Source organism: Pseudonocardia halophobica (genome assembly GCF_050948485.1).
Taxonomy (GTDB): Bacteria; Actinomycetota; Actinomycetes; order Mycobacteriales; family Pseudonocardiaceae; genus Pseudonocardia; species Pseudonocardia halophobica.
The window spans coordinates 571434-589187 of sequence record NZ_CP192046.1; the positions used below are offsets into that span (position 1 = coordinate 571434).

Sequence of the window (17754 nt, forward strand, 5' to 3'; positions counted from 1 at the left end):
CGTGACCCATCGCGGTAGACCTACTAATCGCGCCATCGGCCCTCCCACAATTGAGGGAGACAGTGTGTCTCGGTAGAGACAGCGTGTCCAGAGGGCGTCGTTCTGTAGGTTGGTGGGGTGCCGCGGTTGTGGACCGACACACTCGACGCGCACAAGAAGGCGGTGCGCGAGGCGATCTTCACCGCCGTGGCCGACCTCGTCGCCGAGGGCGGCCCGGCTGCGGTGACGATGTCCGGGGTGGCCGGCCGCAGCGGAATCGGCCGCGCGACCCTCTACAAGTACTTTCCCGACATCGAGGCGCTCCTGGTCGCGTGGCATGAGCGGGTCATCACCGCCCACCTCGACCACGTCGAACAGGCACTGCGACCAACGGCCGACAATGTCCAACTCGGTACCGCGGCCAGTGCCATGGCCGGTCACGCGACCGGCCCTGACGGCCTCGCCGCCCTGCGTTCAGCGCTGCAGGCCTATGCACACCTGATCGCGCACAGCGATCCCGTACTTGGCGGGGAGATCGCCGCGCGGCTGCACCGCACCGATCACGTTCGAAGCGCTGAGCAGCGGCTCGTTGAGCTCCTCGCCGAACGCCTGCGCCACAGCCAGGGCCTCGGCGGGGTTCGCGATGACGTACCGCCCGCCGAGCTGGCGGTCTACTGCCTGTCCGCGATGAGCGCGGCCCGCCGCCTCAGCGAGCCAGCTGCCCTCGACCGGCTCCTGGACCTCGTGATCGTGGCGTTGCAGCCCACCTCTCCGCCCAGGGGCGATCCGGGAACGGTCAACTCCGGCTGAGTCCGCGTCCCGATACAACCCTGCTCCGCCCGTCACCTCCGCAACCCTGCGCTGGCGACAGCCGCGACCAACCCGGGCCGAAGGTCTCGAGTCCGGCCGGACCTCACTGGCCCCCGGCCCCCTCCTCGTGCGTGGGCTCATGGCTCGGACCGGACGCGGCGAGGTCCCAGACCGAGCATCCGTCCCGCTCACTAGTGCGCAGTGGGCGGGCGTTGTCGGCGAGCCAGGCCGCCAGTGGTCCGCCGGTCGGGACGAGCTGCGGGTCGCCCACGACGAGGAACCGGGCCCCGGCTGCGCGCAGGGCGTCGACGTCGTCCGGGGTGTGGTGGTCCGCGGGCAGGCTCCAGCCCTTGCGGTCGGCCAGGAAGAACACGACCGGCTCCTGGTAGTTGTTGGTTACCCCGTCCTCGACCGTGCGGCTGGTCGTGGACACGACGGCCAGGTCCGACGGGATCGACACGGCATCGAGCGCGATCGCGCAGCTGCCGAACACGCCGGCCTCGTCCTGCAGCGACTGGGCGAACACGTTGACCGCCTGCGCCCCGAGCAGCACCCCCACTACGGCCGCGACCGCCACGGCGGCCGACCGGCTCAGCCACGCCCCGACCCGGCCCAGGGCGACGCCGACCCCGACACCGACGGCGATCGCGGCGTAGGGCAGCGAGTAGACGTGGTACTGGATGCCCAGGTCAGTGCTGGTGTAGCGGCCGGCCGCGAAGTAGTAGACGGTCAAGGCGATCGCGCCCGCGCCCAGCAGCGGCAGCGGCGACACCCCGACCGCTCCAAGCGCGGCTGAGGAGCCCTGTGCCGGTGAGCTGTCCGCGCGGTGCCGCCACAGCCAGAACACGCCGAGCACGGCGAGCGGGAGCCCGACCAGCCCGTAGATGAAGATCGTCTCGGTGCGGAGGTTGCCCAGGTAGAACGCCGGGCTCAGCCACAGCGACAGGCTGCCCCACTTGCTGTCCCCGCCGGAGATCACGCCGAAGGTGTTGCCGTAGGTGGCGTGCAGCGAGGCGGCGTGGCGCAGCCATAGCGCCGGCGCCACCAGGGCGGCGGCCCCGGCGGCGTACAGCGAGGGGCGGCGCACCCGATTTCGCGCAGCGAACACCACCCACGCCCCGATCACCAGCCCGATGTGCAACGACGTGGGCTTGACCAGAGCCGCCGCGGAGGTCGCGGCCGCCGCCCACACCAGGAATGCGGGCCGGTCTTCCTGCAGCCAGCGGCAGAACCCGAGCAGGGCGAGCACGTAGAAGGCCAGCACCGTCGCCTCGGGCATGAACGCGCTGCCCCAGCGCATGAAGGCCGGGGACAGGAAGAAGGCCGCCAGCGCCCAGCGGGCCGCCGTGGCCGGCAGCAGTCGTCGGGCCAGGCCCCAGAAGGCGGCCGCCGCGATCAGCATGAAGGCCAGTGAGATCAGCCGGCCGAGCACGATGTGCTCACCGAACACCAGATAGGTCAGCCCCGTGAGCCAGGGCATCAGCGGGAACTCGGTTTCCACGTACCCGGGGCCGGACCCGCCCCAGTTGATCTGCGGGAAGAAGATGTTCATCCCGTTCAGCGCGAAGTTCCGCGCGATCGTGGCAGTGTCCGACTGCCGCCAGATATCGCCCGGGTAGGCGGTCATCGGCGCGAACGCGCGGACCACCGAGAGCACGACGACGACCGCGGCGATCGCCAGCACCCACCAGGTCAGTCGGGCCAAAACCGGCCGGCCCAGGGGCGACGCGTGGGGTGCTGCTGGCGTCGTTGCACTGTCGGCGGATGGCCGCGGGTAGAGCTTCTTGGTGGGGAGGTCAAGTCTTGATCCGTGCGGGGAATCCGCACCTTGGGACATCACAGCTCAGTCACCTTGCCGAGGGCAGAAGAGGGAGACGCCACGCGCCTTCGAGGAACCGCCCGGTCTCGTGAGGACCAGCCCGGCGATACCGGGCACCGAGGGCGGCGTGTGCAGGAGTTGCAGAAGGACCGGCGACGGTCGATCTACGTCCGCATCACGCACAGCCGGTAAGGCGACGCCTGAGCTATGAGGTGATCGAGGAGCTGCGCATCCACGGCCCTGATCACTGCCGGTGGGGCAAGGGGTGCCGTCGAGACGACGGCGGTCGCGGTGGGCGCGGTCAGCATCGCGCGCCCGGCCGGTGTTGTAGCGGCGGCATCCGAGGTCGCCACTGCCCCGCACGTCTCGGCCACCCGGACGTCCTGGCCGGCTCGCTCAGCAGCCCGGCCAGGCGTAGCGCGGTGGACGGCCGTGGACGCACTGATCCGCGCATTCCCCGCATCCGCGTTCTCGGTAGCCCTGAGCACGCTCCTGTCGCCGGTGTCCGCGCCGGAGCCGTGCTGCTCGAGATCACCGCGGTGAGCGACGAGCCCGGGGGCGGCCGCCGCAGGTGCAGCGCTTCGGGCTTCCGGCCTGCCCGGGCTGTCGGTGCAGCAGCAGAGGGCGAGCGCCCCGCCGACCAGCACCAGCACCGCGGCCACTGCGAGCTGCCGCACACCGAAGCTGCCCCAACGCCCGAGCCGGCCGAGCGACGCTCCGAAGAGCGTCCCGGCCGTCCTACGCGTCAGCGCTCCGGTCACGAGCGGAAGCCTAAACGGGTGAGTTGAAGACACGCTGAGGCCGTTCCCGTGACCACGCGTGCAGCGACCACCTGACGTGCTGCCCCCGAGCCGATCACCCATGCTTTCCCTGGCGCCAGCGGTCTCCTCCTGATCGGCATGGCTCACCAACTCGTGTAGGCCAACGCGCCGCGCAGGTCTGGGTCGCGGGAAGTATCGACAGCGGCGCCGGGCTGTGTGCCTTGGGCTTCTATCGTGTCGCGTCGATGCTGGGTCAGGCACCCGCCCGGAGGCGGTTAGCCCGCCGCCGTGCCCTGCGAACAAGCCGACCGCCCCTTCGACCGCCCCGACGGATGACCCGGGTGCCAGCGCTAGAAATACGGGGCGTAGGCCGCCAGTAGGCGCCCGGGCGGCGGCACCGCTCAGTGGAACCCCACAGTAGGGGAGTGTTCGCCTGGAACATCCAGGGATATCACCGCGAGGTGCTGGAACAGCCGGGCCACCAGGACGGTGGATTCCTGCTCGACGAGCTCGCCCCAACGCGCGATCCGCGCATACGCCGCAGGGCCGTCCTCCCCGACCCGCCGCGCGAAGTCGGCCACGTAGCCCCTGGCCTCGGTAGGCGCTGAATCCCGTGAGCACACGGTCGTGGCTCTCAGCGGGTCCGCGAGCACCGACCGCTACGACGGAGGCGTACAGGCCGCGCGAATGGGTAAACGTCTACGGCGGGTCGCCGCACGGTGGCCCCTGCCGAAGGAGAGACGATGGGTACCACAGAGTACGTGTTCTACCTCATCGCCGCGGTCTTGCTGACGGTGGCGGTCGGGCAGGTGCTGCTCCGTCGCGGCCAACCCTTCCTGGAGGAGGTGTTCCAGAGCAACGAAGCCGCCCACTCGATCAACATTCTGCTCTCGGTGCTCTTCCACCTGCTCACCCTCGGCGTCCTGGCCCTCCTCTCGACGATCGACGTGCCGATCGTCACCCAGTTCGGCATTGCGCTGATCGTCGTCGGGATCGCGTACGGCATCTCGATGCTGGTGCTGCTGCGCATCCGCGAGCGTCGGCGCCAGGATCAGCTCTTCGAGCGGCGGGCCGAGCAGCGCCAACGCCGCCAGAACCCGACGCCGGTGGACCCGAGCCGCACGGCCCCGCCGTCGAGCTGATATGGAGTCTTTGTTGTCTTGGGGGCAGGTGTTCTTGGCGCGATGCGGCAGCATCGCGCTGCTGATGCGGGTTCGCGGGTCCGGTGGGTGTGGTCATCTGGACTGGCCCCGGCTGGGTGGGCCGCGGTCCCGACCCCTCGACGCCGCGCGCGGGCCGCTGGGCAGCAGGGCTGGCGTAGGAGCAGTGCCTGCCACGCTTGCGTTGCCGGTATGAAGAGCTAGCCACCGCTGGGCGCACTGGCGGCTGGCGGCGCGTCCATTGATATACGCAGGTTGATCAGCGGTTCGGCCGGCACTTGAATGAAACCCCTGGTCGGGCGGTCCAGGTCGAAGGTGACCAAGAGGATCAGGGTAACCAGCACTGCCGCTAGGACGACGGTGAATACGCCCTGCCCCATAGTGGCGAGATGGAGGGCGAGCAAGCCAAGTGCCAGTGCCGCGCCGGCGACCTCCAAGAGCAGAACCTCGTCTGGCACCCGGTTGCCGAGGCCGTACGCTCGCGTCGACTGCGCGTCGAAGGTCTGATTGAGGCTGTCGACATAGAGGCGGGGCGCGGTATCGGTAGGAGCGGCGTTGAGTGCCTGTCCGGCGAGCCCCCACAGCTGCGTCTCGATCTGTGTGCTGTCAGCAAGGACGCGGTTCGCCTCGGAGCTGCCCGGCACCGTCTGCGTCAGGCGGATGCTGGTGTCGGTGAAGCTCTTCAGCAGGGCGAGGGACTGGGTTCGTACCGGCTCCGCAAGCGTCTGCGCGCGCAAGTAGGTCGTGCCGATCGCATTGGACTCGGCGACAACCGCTGCCCTCCGGTCCTCGTATCGTCCGACCGCGAGGCTGAGGCCGAAGGCGAGGATCAATCCCATGAAGCCCAGCAGCGCTGCCTGCATGACGCCGAATGGCTCACGCAGATCATCTGACCGGTGCCGCACCTTCCGACCGGCAACCAGGCCCAGCCCGGTCGCCAGGAGCGTGATCGCGAAGAGTATGAGTGCCAGCACCCACGTGCTCAGGGAGAAGAACAACATCGCCCCTCCTTGCGATCGGCGCCCGAGCCGGTGTGCACCGGCGGGTATGTATGCCAGTCGACGCCCCACTCATTTAATGATCTACACAACTGCACCTCATCACCTCGCCGGTGTGAACCGCTGGTGGACTGCGCGCCGCGCGTCTCGTCGTGGAGGCCGATTCTCGGTACGGCGGCAGGCTGTGCCTGCTAGGCCGATCTTGATACAAGCCCAGTCACGGCGAGGACCTCGAGCGCAGAGGCTGACCTCTACGGGGCCGCGAGCACAGACGGCTGGCCGCAGGACGGGGATCGGTGACCTGGTAGCGGTGGCTGGCCGGGGACGCGTTCGATGCCACCGTCAATCGGAGTCGGCGTGCGTCGTAGGTGACCTGCCCGCCGGTCGTCGTCGCCTCGGGTGTTGGCCCGAGCTGGGGCGCGACGTGGCGGTGGCGGCGGAGCTGCCGCTTGAGCAGGAAGAGAAGGCCTGAACCCAGCTGCCGCGGTCGGTGAGCCGATGTTGGTGGAGCCGGTCTGCGCCCAGCAATCCTGACGCAAGCTCGACTTCGAGTGCGCGGTCCGTGTCGACGAGTGCGGGCACGACCGGGAGCCGAGCGGCCCCTGCTCAGTCGGGTCACCAACGCGGACGCCGCGGCGGGAGGAGCTCGGGTCGGATCAAGTGGCGCAAGATCGCCCACCCCAGCAGCACGACCAACACCCGGAGGCGGGGCCGGCCGAGGGGGCGGACGGCCCGCACCAGCGCGGTGGTGGTCGCGCCCGGAGCGGTGCTGTTCGTGCCCGGTGCAGGGCCGGAGGGATCCACGGCAGCGACTGCCTCGCCCCTCGCTCCGGCCAAGGCCGATCCCGGTGGCGTGGGCGCCGGGCCGCGGAGCCGGGCGCGGAACACGTGGTAGGTCCACGCCTGGTAGGCCAGGACGACGGGCAGCAGCACCGCCAGGACCACCGTCATGACCGTCAGCGCGTACGAGGCGGAGGCGGTGCTCGTGGTGGTCAGGTCGTTCGCGGGGCCGAGGCTGGACACCATCACGCGCGGGTACAGCTCGGAGAAGATCGACGTCGTCAGGGCCGCCATGGTCGCCGCGGTGGCGGCGAACGCGAGCCCCTCCCGCCGGACGTGCACGAAGGCGGCCGCGGTGATCGCGGCGAGGATCGCCCCGAACTCGGCCACGGACAGCAGCACCCCGTCGCCGGCGGTGACGCGGGTCCACGCCGCCCACCCGGTGACGACGACGGCGACCACCGGGGCGAGGGCCCGGGCGATCCCGAGGGCCCGCCGGCGCAGGGCCGCCGTGGTCTTCAGGGCGAGGAACACCGCCCCGTGGACCAGACACACCAGCACGACCGTCGCTCCGGTCATCAGCGCGTACGCCGGGAACAGGTCCCCGGCGCCGCCCACGAACTCCTGCGCGGAGTCGATCGGGACCCCGGCCAGCAGCCCGCCGAGCAGGATGCCGAGGCCGAGCGGGACCACCAGGCTCCCGCCGGTGAGCGCGCCGCTCCACAGCGCCCGGGCGCGCGTCGACCCCGAGTGGGCGCGGAACTCGAAGGACACCCCCCGCAGGATCAGCGCGACCAGCACGACGACGAGCACCGGGTAGTAGGCCGAGAACATCGTCGCGTACCAGACCGGGAAGGCCGCGAAGGTTCCGGCGGCGGCCAGCACGAGCCACACCTCGTTGCCGTCCCACACCGGCCCGATGCTGCGGATCGCGAGGTCGCGCCCGGCCTCGTCGCGCCCGACGACGCCGTGCAGCATGCCCACCCCGAAGTCGAACCCCTCGAGCAGCAGGAACCCGGTCCACACCACCGCGAGGACGACGAACCAGAACGCGACGAGGGTCATCGGCCCACCTCCCGGGTCAGTAGGTCGGCGCCGGGGCGGGCGCCTCGACCTCGTCGGCGGCCTCCTCGGCCGGGAGCTCCCGGCGGGCGTAGCGCGCCATGAGGATCCAGTCCACGACGCCCAGCACCCCGTAGAGCACGAGGAAGATCAGCAGGCTGGTGAGGATCGCCGCCGCGGTCACCGACGGCGAGTTGGCGTCCGCCGTCTTCTGCAGTCCCTGCACGATCCAGGGCTGGCGGCCGTTCTCGGTCAGGATCCAGCCCGCGGTGTTGACCAGGAACGGCAGCGGCAGGCACCAGATCGCCACCCGCAGGAACCGAAACCTCGCGAGCGGCAGTGGGCGTTCGAGTGGTGACCCAACCGGCGCCGAGATCTCGCGCTCACCTGCGCCTTCCTTTGACAGCCGGGCAGGCCCGGCCAGCCCGAGCAGGCGGCCGCAGGGCTGGGGAGGGTAGCCCGTGGTGGCGGGCCACCCCCTCGAGAGTTCTGCTCAGCCTCGTCGCCGGTCGACCCGACGGGCTGTGCGCCGCGCTGTGCGCCGCGCGACCCTGCGTGATCCGAACATGCCTACCTCCGAGTCAACTCGTGATTGTGACGGACGTTCGCCTGTCATCTCCTGCTGGCCGACGCCGTTTCCAGTAGGTGCTGGTCCTTGGCCTCGGTGTCGGAGAGCAGGCCGATCTCGACGAGGTCCAGCGGACTGATGAACCCGTCGCTGATGCGGAAGCCGTTGGCTTCGGCGACCGCGTCGCGTAGGGGCACCGCCCAGTGGTGCTCGAGCAGGATGAGCGCCGCGGCGGAGTCGTTCGGGATGTCGGCCAGGACGTCCCAGGCCTCCTCGTCCGAGAACGCCATGGCCCCGTCGGCCGCCGCCTCGGCACCGGCCTGCGCCCCCGCCTCCATTCCCTCCTCGCCCTCGAAGCCGAGGCCGATCAACGCGCCGATCTTGCTGCCGAACTCGATCGCCTCATCCTGGGACAGGTTGCTCAGGTGCATCGCTTCGAGGTCGCCGGCCGCGTCCTTGTAGACGGCCAAGGCGTCGATCACCCGTACGGTGTCGCTGTCCCGCAGCCGCTCCAGTTCCTCGATGATCCGGCCGTGAAAGTCCGGATGCCGGAATCCGAGCACGATCAACTGTACGGGCCCGATTGCCATGTCATCCCCTTCGATCGGATTGGCGTCCTGGTGTCCGTCGAGTGATACGACAGCGGACCAGGGTCGCGCTCAGCCTCATCGCGTCCTCGGGGGGGAGCTTCACCTGTGCCGGGCGAAAGATGCGGCCCTCGTCGATGGCCGGATCAGCTTGCGCCAGGTCTCCGACGACACCGACACGGCCACCATGGACGAGTTCACGGCGCGGCGGCACGAAGACCCTGCCCCGGCTGGCCAGCTCCATTCCGACCATGAGCGACTCCGTGCTTATCGCGTGCGTGCCCGCAGGGGTCGTGCTGAGTACGTTTTCCACCAGCTAGTCCACGATCGCAACGGCGACGAGCGTCCTCTTGCAGGCGGTCCCACCTCGCTGTTGGGTGGCCGAGCGCGACGAGGCGACCGCGTGCCAGGCCACGCGGCGAGGCCACCGGGTGTGGTGAGGTCACGACCCCCACGTGGGGCCTCAGGTCAGCCGGACGGTCGCCGAAACGACGAGGTAGACCCCGATGGCGGCCGCCGCCAGGCAGACAAGGGTCCGGCCGTGGCGGGACAGCCAGGCGTTCACCGCGCTCACGCCCCGCACGGTCGCCTCGGGCCGGATGGCGTACGCGACGATCGGGATCTCGATCATCAGCATGTAGATCGCGGCGACGAGGACCACCCCGAGTGCGGTAGCGACGGCGCCGGCCTGGCCCTTCGCGATAGCGTGCAGGGACGCCAGGTAGAACGGCGACGGCGAGTACATCAGCAGGCCGATCGCGAAGAGGCCGAGAAGGCCGAGGTCGCGGCGCTGCCGGGATGCGTTCGGTCCCCGTGGTGGCCTGCGGTACACCAGGACGGCGAAGAGGATCAGCAGCGCACCGAGGCCGAGGTCGATCCACGGGGGGATTGTCCGATGCTGACGGCTCTCCACCCGGTGTTCTGCAGGAGCAGCACCACGGCGAACCCCACTCCCAGCGTGATGACCACCGCGCCGGCCAGGACAATCACAGCCCGCTTGCGGGGCTGCGGACGGACCAGCACGAATGCCATGAACAGCAGCGCCGGCGGGTAGATCGCCGCCGCCAACGCGGGCGGTACGGCCTCACCCAACATCGCCACCGTCCTTCCCCTGCCACGGCGGGCTCTCGCCGGAGGGGTCAGCGTCCGGGTCGCCGGCACGCCGGGGAAAGGGACCGACGGACCCCGGGGACGAGCCCGACGACCCGTAGGGGAATGAACGACGGTCGGCGCGCGGCTCGATGACCGACCCGCCGCGGGGCATGGCTCCGCCGGAGATCGAAGCCCGGTGACAACGGCTCCTCGCCGGTTCGGCCTGACCGAGCTCTACGCAGAGCACCGGCCTCGTCCGCCGCGCGGTGGCCCGCGGGTCGAGTCGGCGCCGAAGCTGCGCAGCCCGTGCAGCGCCCCGGCGAGCTTTTGCCGGATCGTCGCCGGCGCGGCCCGCGGGCCCAGTTCGCGGTCGACGCGAGGCGCCACCAGCCCGCCTCCCAGCCGGCAGCGCTCCGTGGCCCTGTCTCATCGTGCCTCCCAGGTTTTCGACCCTCGCCCGGGAGGCTCCTCGGACACCCCGGAGAAGCCGGGGTTATTCGCGGGCTAGATGTGCTGTCCGGGGACGTTGGTCGAGTTGGGGATCGTGTGACGACACGATCTGATTGATCTTGGTGGGTGAGGACCTCCTGGAGTGGTGTGGAGCTGTCTGACGGCATCCGTACGACCCACAGGAGGTCCTCAAAAGGTCGCAGACGCCGCACCCCTCGGAACCGCATGCTCGATGACTGCCGGGCACCCCAAGGTTGTGGCGGAACCCGGAGCAGGTCCAGTACGCGGCTGAGATCGGTAGTAGTACACCTGGCTGGGGTCGGACCTCATCCTGCTCGAGTCGACCGTGTCTGACGTTTAACCTATTTTCTGCTGTGCCTGGATGATCCGCTCGGCCTCCTCCCGGGTCGTGGCGGCCGGCGGGGAGCCCCACATGCGTCGGCGGTTGGGCTCCTGCAGGAACCAGAGCGAGGCGATGCCGATGCCGCCAGCGATGATCAGGTAGTAGGCCGGCCAGTTCAGGTCGCCGGTTACCGCGACCAGCGCGCCGACCACGAGCGAGGTGGTGCCGGCGAACGCCGAGACCGACACGTTGAACGCGATGGAGAGGCCTCCGCCGCGGACCTGGGTCGGGAACAGCGAGGGCAGCGTCGACGGCATCGTCGCGCTGAAGCAGATCAACAACAGGCCCATGATCATTAGGCCGAGGAAGACGCCCACCGTGGTCTCGGTCCGGACCAGGAGGATCATCGGCAGGCCCAGCACGACCAGCCCGATCGAGCCCAGCCAGGCGATCGGCTTGCGCCCGATCCGGTCCGAGAGCCTGCCGATGAGCGGGATGAGGATCAGCGCGACCACCATCACCGCGATCTGCACCATCTGGGAGGTGGTCGTGGTGTCGGTGGTCGAGCCCTGCAGCTTCGGCATGGTCTCGGTGACGTAGGTCGGCATGTACGAGGTGAGCATGTAATTGGTGACGTTCCAGACCAGCACCAGGCCCATGCAGACCAGCAGGAACGGCCACAGCGCGAGCAGGGTCCGGGTCTCGTGCGGGTGCAGGTGCCGGTGCTCCTTCTCCCGCTGCTCGGCCTCGTGCTCCAGCGCGACGAAGGCGGGGGTGTCGGCCAGCCGGGCGCGCATGTAGACGCCGACGAGGCCGAGCGGCAGCGCCACGAAGAACGGGATCCGCCAGCCCCAGGACAACAGCTGGTCCTGGGTCAGGGCGGCATCCGCCACGGTCACCACGATGGCGCCGAGCAGGTAGCCGGTGAACGTCCCGAACTCGAGCCAGCTGCCCAGGAAGCCGCGGCGGCGGTCCGGGGCGTACTCGGCGATGAACGTCATGGCATTGCCGTACTCGCCGCCGGTGGAGAACCCCTGCACCAGCCGGGCCAGCAGCAGCAGGACCGGCGCCCAGATCCCGATGGTGCGTTCGCTGGGGATGCAGCCGATGGCGAAGGTGCCCAGCGCCATCAGCACCATCGTCGTAGCCAGCACCCGGTTGCGCCCGATCCGGTCGGCCAGCGGGCCGAAGAACAGCCCGCCCAGCGGCCGGATGAGGAACGCCACGGCAAATAATCCGAATGTCGCAATGGTGCCGACGCTTTCGCTGAGGCCGGAGAAGAACACCTTTCTGATGGTCGGCTCGAAGTAGGCGTAGACCCCGAAGTCGTACCACTCGGTGACGTTGCCGATTGCCGCGGCACCGATGGCCCTGCGGATCACGCCCGGCTCGGTGACCAGGACCTCGTCCAGCTTCCAGATCCTCGGCGCCTCCTGGGGAACCAGCACGGCCATGGGGCGAGCCTCCTCACAACGGGAGGGAGAACTCTACCCTCGCGCGCCTCCGACCGACCAATGGCGCGGGTGCAGATGGACAAGATTTGCGGATTCGGGGCAAAATTTCCACATCATGGGATCGTTCGAAGCCTTCGCATACCTACCATCAGGCCTGCAATCGGACTTTGATCGCGCAGTCTTCGCACGTTCCGTCGTCGGAGAACTCAGTCTCGACCGTCACTCTGAACCAGGGCGTTGTCGTAGGCGTCGCGAGGGTTCCGACCGAGGGTGCGGCGCCGGCGAGGGCGAGGCGCTGGGTGTAGGCGATGGACGTCTATTGCCCGGATTCAAGGGGTCCTCGCAACACCGCCTGGAGGAAGGGAGAGTAGGTGATCGTCGAGGGCTTCGGCAGGGGTGCGCCAGCCGAGAGTCTTCCGTGGTCGACTGTTGAGGGTGGCGACGGCGTTGAGGGTCTCGGCGTCGTGCGCGCTGAGGTCGGTGCCCTTCGGTAAGTACTGCCGCAACAGCCCGTTGGTGTTCTAGTTCGTGCCGCGCTGCCAGGGGCTGTGTGGGTCGCAGAAGTAGATCTGTAGCCCGGTGTCGAGGCGCAGCTGAGCGTGCTGGGATACCTCCCAGCCCTGGTCCCAGGTCAGCGAGCGCCGCAGCTGCTCGGGCAGCGTGCTGATGGCGGCGGCGATGGCATCACGGACTGCCTCAGCGCCGTGACCGGCCAGCGCCGGGCCGGTCTTCTCCGGCGGCCCGTCACCGTGGCCGTCCATGCGGGGTAGGTGCAGCAGCATGGTGAAGCGGGTGTTGCGTTCGACCAGGGTGCCGATCGCGGAGCTGCCCAGCCCGAGGATGAGATCGCCCTCCCAGTGCCCGGGCACGGCTCGGTCCTCGACCTCTGGCGGTCGCTCGCTGATCGGGATTTGCGGGGTGACGAACTTCTTGCCCCGACCGCGGGTGCGGGCCCGGGGCACGCGCAGCGCCCGTCCGGTCCGCAGACAGGCGGGTGAGCTCACGGCGCAGCGCACCTCGGCCCTGGAGGTAGAGGGCCTGGTAGATCGCCTCGTGCGAGATGCGCATCGACTCATCGCCGGGGAAATCCAGCGGCAGGCGCCGGACGATCTGATCCGGCTCCACGACCGGCCCCACCGGCGGTGGGCGCAGCGTCCGTGACGGCGTCCCTTCCACGGCACCTCCGGGCCGGCCACCTGGCGGCCGTCGGTGCCGGTGACCGCGCCGCCGAGCCGGTCCTGCACCTAGTCCCGCAGCGTCGGATTGGCGGCGAGCTCGGCTGTCTTCGGACGACGGGCCCGCTGCTCGGCATGCCACTGCGCCGTGGAGGCGCGGTAGTCCAGCCGGCCACCGCGGGTGGCGGCGTAGCTCGCGCGAGACGGTCGATGGATCACGCCCGAGCTGGCGGGCGATCTCCCGCACGCCGGCCTTCTGCGCCTTGAGCAGCGCCATCTCCTCGCGCTCGTCGAACGACAGGTACCGGCCCGACGGCTCGGCGAGGGAGATCGGCGGCATCCCGCCACCCTCGCGGAACCACCGTGTCCCGACCGGGGTCGACACGCCGCAGGCCAGCGCCGCGTCCTCGCTGGACAGGCCCTCGGCGATCTTGACCCAGAACCGTCTATGGACCTGACGATGGTTGGCCGGCGGCCGTCCCGGTGACCGCATCGGCGGCCGCCCCGTCGCTACCGAACCCCAACCTCGTGCTCGTCCCATCCGCACCCCTCAAGATCAGGGTGTTGCGACGACCAGTTGAATCCGCCTTTCGCCGCCTGCACCAGGAGGACTATGTGCTCACCCACACCGTGCTATTCCGTCTCCGTCGACCGGTCGACCCGGCCGCGCGGCGGAAGCTGATCGCAGGGCTGCAGGCCTTCGGGGCTGAGGCACCGTTCGCCGCGGGCCCCTCTCGGTCGAGGCCGATCTGCAGCTTCGGGACGCCGCCAACCCGCGTGTCGCAGACGTCGCCCTGGTGACGACCTTCGGCACCACCGAGGACTTCGCCGCGTACCTCGACCACCCGCTGCACCGGGCCATGGTCGCCGACCTGCTCGAGCCCCTGTGCGAGAGCTGGCTGTCGATCCAGAACGAGACGGCGTGAAGATCGGTCTGCACCTGGCCGACCTCACTTGGGCGGGCGGGCCGGCCACGTTCGCGGACGACCTGACTCGGGTCGCTGCGGAGGCCGAGGACGCGGGCTTCGATCGGATCAGCGTGATGGACCACGTGTGGCAGATCGTCGCCCACGGTCCTCCAGAGCACGACATGCTCGAGGTCTACACGCTGCTCGGGTACCTCGCCGCCCGCACCGCGCGGGTCGAGGGCGTCGTTTGTGCGTGGACGGACCGGGTGACCCCGTCATCGACCGATACGGCGGGAACCCCGACGACAGGGATGACCTGCGGAACGGCTGAGGTCACCGCTGATCGTCAGCGGCCGACACCCGCAATAGCTAGCTTTCAATCCGCGGGTTCAGGGTTCGATCCCCTGGGGGCCCACCCCATCTGAACTGCAATTATGTCCCGCGAGAGACACGGTGCAATGCAGTAATGACTGCGAGTTCGAACGGCTGCTGTAGGATTTTCGCGGCTCGTCGGATTTTGTGTCTCGGCTAGTTGGGCGGGCGGTCCTGCATATCGATGCCTCAGATCCGTCCTGCGCGGCTGAGCTCAGGTGAGCACGAGCCGGCGGACCGATAAGAGCGGCGATGATCTCGATCTTGTCGCTCACCTTCCGTGTCGCGGCGAACGGCGTTCGCGAGCTGCTTGCCGACCTACCGGACGCGGAATGGGATGTTCCGACAAGGATACTCGAGGAAGACGTCCTGTTCATCGAGTTCGTCTTTGCCGATGAAGGGATCCGCGCGCAGACCCTGCGTTACACGCTGGAGGCGAGGAAGTAGGCCGCGCTGACGGCGGCACAGCGGGGCGTCGCGCAGAGATCGGCCCGCGTCTCGGGCGCCCCTTGAGTCGAAGTCGCGGACGTCCTTCACACACGGCGGCTGGGGCCGACAGGTCGATCGGGTGGGGTAGGCCGTCGACCCGCGATCGCGGGGGTGCTAGCAGCGCCCGCCGTTCACCGGCCGCTATCGGACGCAACGCCGAAGGCTCCGCCGCGACCTATGCCTGCTTCGTCGCCGCCCGCGCGAACAGGACCTGACAACCACGGCGACAGGCGAGGGTCCGCTCTTTAGGCCTGACCGACCGGTAGTGGCGGACCTGAAACGCAGCTGCGGCCGCTGCTGATCGTGGAGCCGACCGAGACGTGCCAGCGGATCATGTCGCCGGTGTCGGCCCGGTCAGCAGAGTGGACCACACCAGCGCCCAGACCCGTTTCGCCCTCCGACGGCGGTACAACCCGTTGGTCGACTGCCAGTGACCGTAGCGTTCGGGCACGTCCGCCACGCCGCGCCGGCCCGGGTGCGCCGCGGATCCCGTCGATCAACGGCCGCCGGCTCCACTTGCGTGGCCGCCCCTGCTCCGCGCAAGCACGCCGCCGGGCCCACCGCAACCCCCGGCGAGCAGATGAACCAGTCGGAGGGAAGGCATCGACCTGGTGGACTAGCGCGGGCGGAATCACAGCGGATTACCGGCCAGGGCGCCAGCGACCATCGTTTGTCAGCCGGTCGGCGTGCTGGCCGCGTCGAGCGCTGCGAGCAGCTGCTGGGCCATCGGGTGAAGTGGGTCGGAGTCGCCGATTTCCTCAGCCGATCACTGCGCGTGCGGTCTTGACCGGGAAGCGGCTGGCCGGGCGCGTGCCGGTCACCGAGGTCTTCCCGTACTTGGCCATCCCGAACCCGTCGTAGCCGTGTGCTGCGACCTCCTCGCAGATCTTCCGGTAGTTCCCGACGCCGCCGACGTACGGGTAGAGGTTGCGCGGCTTGCCCGGAATGTTCGCGCCGACCCACCAGGAGTTTGCCATCGGCAGCAGCGTCGCCTGGGTCACCGCGTTGTGGTGGTCGACCCAGTCGTCCTCGGCCTCGGGCAGCGGCTCGATCTTGTCGAGCTTGTGCTCGCGCATGTACTTGATGCAGTCGGCAATCCAGTCGACGTGCTGCTCGATGGAGACCGGCATGTTGCTCAGCACCGACGGGCTCTGCGGTCCGGTGATCATGAACAGGTTCGGGAAGCCGTGGGTCGCGACGCCGAGGTAGGTCCGCGGCCCTTCGGCCCACTTCTCCCGCAGGGCGACGCCGCCCCGTCCGGCGATGCCCATGTTGAAGAGCATGCCGGTCATGGCGTCGAACCCGGTCGCGAACACGATGGCGTCGACCTCGTACTCCGCGTCCCGCGTCCGCACACCTGTGGGGGTGATCTCCTCGATCGGTGAGCGCCGCACGTCGACGAGCGTCACGTTGTCCCGGTTGAATGTCTCGTAGTAGCCGTTCTCGAGGGGCGGCCGCTTGGTGAAGAACGGGTGGTCCTTGGGCGCGAGGAGTTCGGCGACCTCCGTGTCGCGCACCCGTGCGCGGATCTGGTTTCGGACGAACTCCGAGGCCGTCTCGTTGGCCGCCGGGTCGGTCAGGAGGTCGTTGAACGTGAGGCCGATGCGGAAGCCGCCCTGCGCCCACGCCGTCTCGTAGATGCGCTGCCGCTCCTCCTCCGGCACCGAGAGGGCGGGCCGCTCCGGGGCGTCGTAGGGGAAGCCGAAGCTCGTCTCCCGGGTCCGCTGCCAGATGTCGTTGTAGGTGGCCTTGGTCTCGCGCACGTACTCCTCGCTCAGCGGCCCGTTGCGCCCCGCGATGTCGTAGTTCGGGGTGCGCTGCAGCACGTACACGTGGGCCGCCTGCTCGGCGATCTCCGGGATGGCTTGGACCGCGGTCGCCCCGGTGCCGATCACTGCGACGCGCTTGCCGGTGAAGTCAACTCCTTCGTGGGGCCAGCGCGCGGTGTGGTACTGCTCGCCTCGGAAGCTGTCGCGTCCCTCGAAGTTGGGCAGGTTGACCGCGGACAGGCAGCCGACGGCCGTGATGAGGAATTTCGCGGTGACCCATCCGCCGTCGTCGGTGCTGATCCCCCAGCGGTTGGTCGCCTCGTCGTAGTCGGCGCTGGTGACCCGGGTGTCGAACTGGATGTCGCGCCGGAGGTCGAAACGGTCGGCGACGTGCTGCAGGTACCGCAGGATCTCCGGCTGGGCGGCGAAGCGCTCGCTCCAGGTCCACTCCTGGAGCAGGTCCTCGGACAAGCGGTCGGAGAAGCTGTAGAAGTAGCTCTCCGAGTCACACCGGGCGCCGGGGTAGCGGTTCCAGTACCAGGTGCCGCCGACGTCGTCCGCCGCCTCGAACACGCGCACCGACAGTCCGAGCGTGTTGCGCAGGCGGTGGAGCATGTATAAGCCCGAGAACCCCGCCCCGACAACGATCGCATCGAAATCTGTGCCCGGTCCGACACCGTTTCCCGGAGTGTTCTGCTGCTCGCTGGACATGCCTTACTCCCCGGTTGATTTTCCTTGGTCGGTACTACCTCCGGCAGGACCTGCCGGCAGCGAAGGACGTAGCCCGAGCGGGCCGAGCGTGCGGTTCCAGGCAGCTCTCACCGGCACTCCACGGATCGTCGAGGCCCAGCTCTGTGGCCGTTCGCGCTCCGCCATCCCGTCCCGGCGCGGCACAAGGGGCGCCAGACGGTGGTGTGGCGGAGTGTGAGCTGGGGCACGGCGAGTGTCAAGGCTCGGCCGCCCATTGGTCCGGCCTGCGGCTGACCGGTGTGGAGGGGCGCTGATGACCCCGAGCGGCGGTCGTCGCGACTCTTGGACTCGCGATGATCGAACGCGTGCGGATGCTGCGCGGGAGCACGACCTCGTCGTCGACGCTCCACCGGGTCCGTGGCGTCGCAGTGCTCGCCCTGCTTCTTCGCGTCCCTTTGAACTGTTGGCGAAGGGGCCGGAAACTTCGG

Annotated in this window: 16 protein-coding genes and 1 pseudogene; 5 read left to right on the plus strand and 12 right to left on the minus strand. The window is 69.4% G+C overall.

Annotated elements, in window-relative coordinates; all coding sequences use genetic code 11:
- Positions 1-117 precede the first annotated feature (117 nt).
- Entirely contained in the window at positions 118-789 is a 672-nt protein-coding gene (locus tag ACQP04_RS02810) for a TetR/AcrR family transcriptional regulator (protein WP_433505516.1), read from the plus strand.
- 103 nt (positions 790-892) lie between these two features.
- On the opposite strand, the gene ACQP04_RS02815 is transcribed toward ACQP04_RS02810, so the two are convergent.
- The 3 genes from ACQP04_RS02815 to ACQP04_RS02825 all read right to left on the minus strand — a co-directional run bounded on the left by ACQP04_RS02815 (position 893) and on the right by ACQP04_RS02825 (position 3950).
- A complete protein-coding gene (locus ACQP04_RS02815) occupies positions 893-2473 on the minus strand; it encodes an ArnT family glycosyltransferase (protein WP_433505517.1) in 1581 nt (526 codons plus the stop codon).
- Positions 2474-2772: 299 nt separating this feature from the next.
- Entirely contained in the window at positions 2773-3369 is a 597-nt protein-coding gene (locus ACQP04_RS02820; RefSeq protein ID WP_433505518.1) for a hypothetical protein, read from the minus strand.
- Between the two features lie 401 nt (positions 3370-3770).
- Entirely contained in the window at positions 3771-3950 is a 180-nt protein-coding gene (locus ACQP04_RS02825; protein ID WP_433505519.1) for a hypothetical protein, read from the minus strand.
- Between the two features lie 180 nt (positions 3951-4130).
- Between ACQP04_RS02825 and ACQP04_RS02830 the strand changes: the two genes are divergently transcribed.
- Positions 4131-4511 carry a hypothetical protein gene (locus tag ACQP04_RS02830; RefSeq protein ID WP_433505520.1) on the plus strand — a complete coding sequence of 127 codons (381 nt, stop codon included), beginning with the start codon at positions 4131-4133 and terminating at the stop codon, positions 4509-4511.
- Positions 4512-4729: 218 nt separating this feature from the next.
- On the opposite strand, the gene ACQP04_RS02835 is transcribed toward ACQP04_RS02830, so the two are convergent.
- The 8 genes and pseudogenes from ACQP04_RS02835 to ACQP04_RS02870 all read right to left on the minus strand — a co-directional run bounded on the left by ACQP04_RS02835 (position 4730) and on the right by ACQP04_RS02870 (position 13579).
- The gene (locus ACQP04_RS02835; protein WP_433505521.1) at positions 4730-5530 is read right to left on the minus strand and encodes a hypothetical protein; all 801 of its coding nucleotides are present in this window, start codon (positions 5528-5530) and stop codon (positions 4730-4732) included.
- A 612-nt stretch (positions 5531-6142) separates the two neighbouring features.
- Entirely contained in the window at positions 6143-7372 is a 1230-nt protein-coding gene (cydB, locus tag ACQP04_RS02840) for a cytochrome d ubiquinol oxidase subunit II (protein ID WP_433505522.1), read from the minus strand.
- A gap of 16 nt (positions 7373-7388) precedes the next feature.
- Positions 7389-7679, minus strand: a complete 291-nt coding sequence (locus tag ACQP04_RS02845; protein WP_433505523.1) for a cytochrome ubiquinol oxidase subunit I — start codon at positions 7677-7679, stop codon at positions 7389-7391.
- Positions 7680-7981: 302 nt separating this feature from the next.
- A complete protein-coding gene (locus ACQP04_RS02850) occupies positions 7982-8527 on the minus strand; it encodes a hypothetical protein (protein WP_433505524.1) in 546 nt (181 codons plus the stop codon).
- A 460-nt stretch (positions 8528-8987) separates the two neighbouring features.
- Positions 8988-9437 carry a GAP family protein gene (locus tag ACQP04_RS02855; RefSeq protein ID WP_433505525.1) on the minus strand — a complete coding sequence of 150 codons (450 nt, stop codon included), beginning with the start codon at positions 9435-9437 and terminating at the stop codon, positions 8988-8990.
- A complete protein-coding gene (locus ACQP04_RS02860) occupies positions 9374-9619 on the minus strand; it encodes a hypothetical protein (RefSeq protein WP_433505526.1) in 246 nt (81 codons plus the stop codon). The genes ACQP04_RS02855 and ACQP04_RS02860 overlap by 64 nt, the downstream gene beginning before the upstream one ends.
- 804 nt (positions 9620-10423) lie before the next feature.
- Positions 10424-11863 carry an MFS transporter gene (locus ACQP04_RS02865; RefSeq protein ID WP_433505527.1) on the minus strand — a complete coding sequence of 480 codons (1440 nt, stop codon included), beginning with the start codon at positions 11861-11863 and terminating at the stop codon, positions 10424-10426.
- Between the two features lie 329 nt (positions 11864-12192).
- Positions 12193-13579: pseudogene (locus ACQP04_RS02870) on the minus strand (IS30 family transposase).
- 208 nt (positions 13580-13787) lie between these two features.
- Between ACQP04_RS02870 and ACQP04_RS02875 the strand changes: the two are divergent.
- From ACQP04_RS02875 to ACQP04_RS02885, 3 genes are all read left to right on the plus strand, one after another.
- Positions 13788-13964 carry a Dabb family protein gene (locus ACQP04_RS02875; RefSeq protein ID WP_433508284.1) on the plus strand — a complete coding sequence of 59 codons (177 nt, stop codon included), beginning with the start codon at positions 13788-13790 and terminating at the stop codon, positions 13962-13964.
- Positions 13961-14371, plus strand: coding sequence for an LLM class flavin-dependent oxidoreductase (locus ACQP04_RS02880; RefSeq protein ID WP_433505528.1), 411 nt, complete (start codon positions 13961-13963; stop codon positions 14369-14371). Before ACQP04_RS02875 ends, ACQP04_RS02880 begins: the two co-directional genes overlap by 4 nt.
- Positions 14372-14570: 199 nt before the next feature.
- Entirely contained in the window at positions 14571-14765 is a 195-nt protein-coding gene (locus tag ACQP04_RS02885) for a hypothetical protein (RefSeq protein ID WP_433505529.1), read from the plus strand.
- 800 nt (positions 14766-15565) lie between these two features.
- On the opposite strand, the gene ACQP04_RS02890 is transcribed toward ACQP04_RS02885, so the two are convergent.
- Positions 15566-17287: a flavin-containing monooxygenase gene (locus ACQP04_RS02890; protein WP_433505530.1), complete on the minus strand. Its 1722-nt coding sequence runs from the start codon at positions 17285-17287 to the stop codon at positions 15566-15568.
- Positions 17288-17754: the final 467 nt, after the last annotated feature.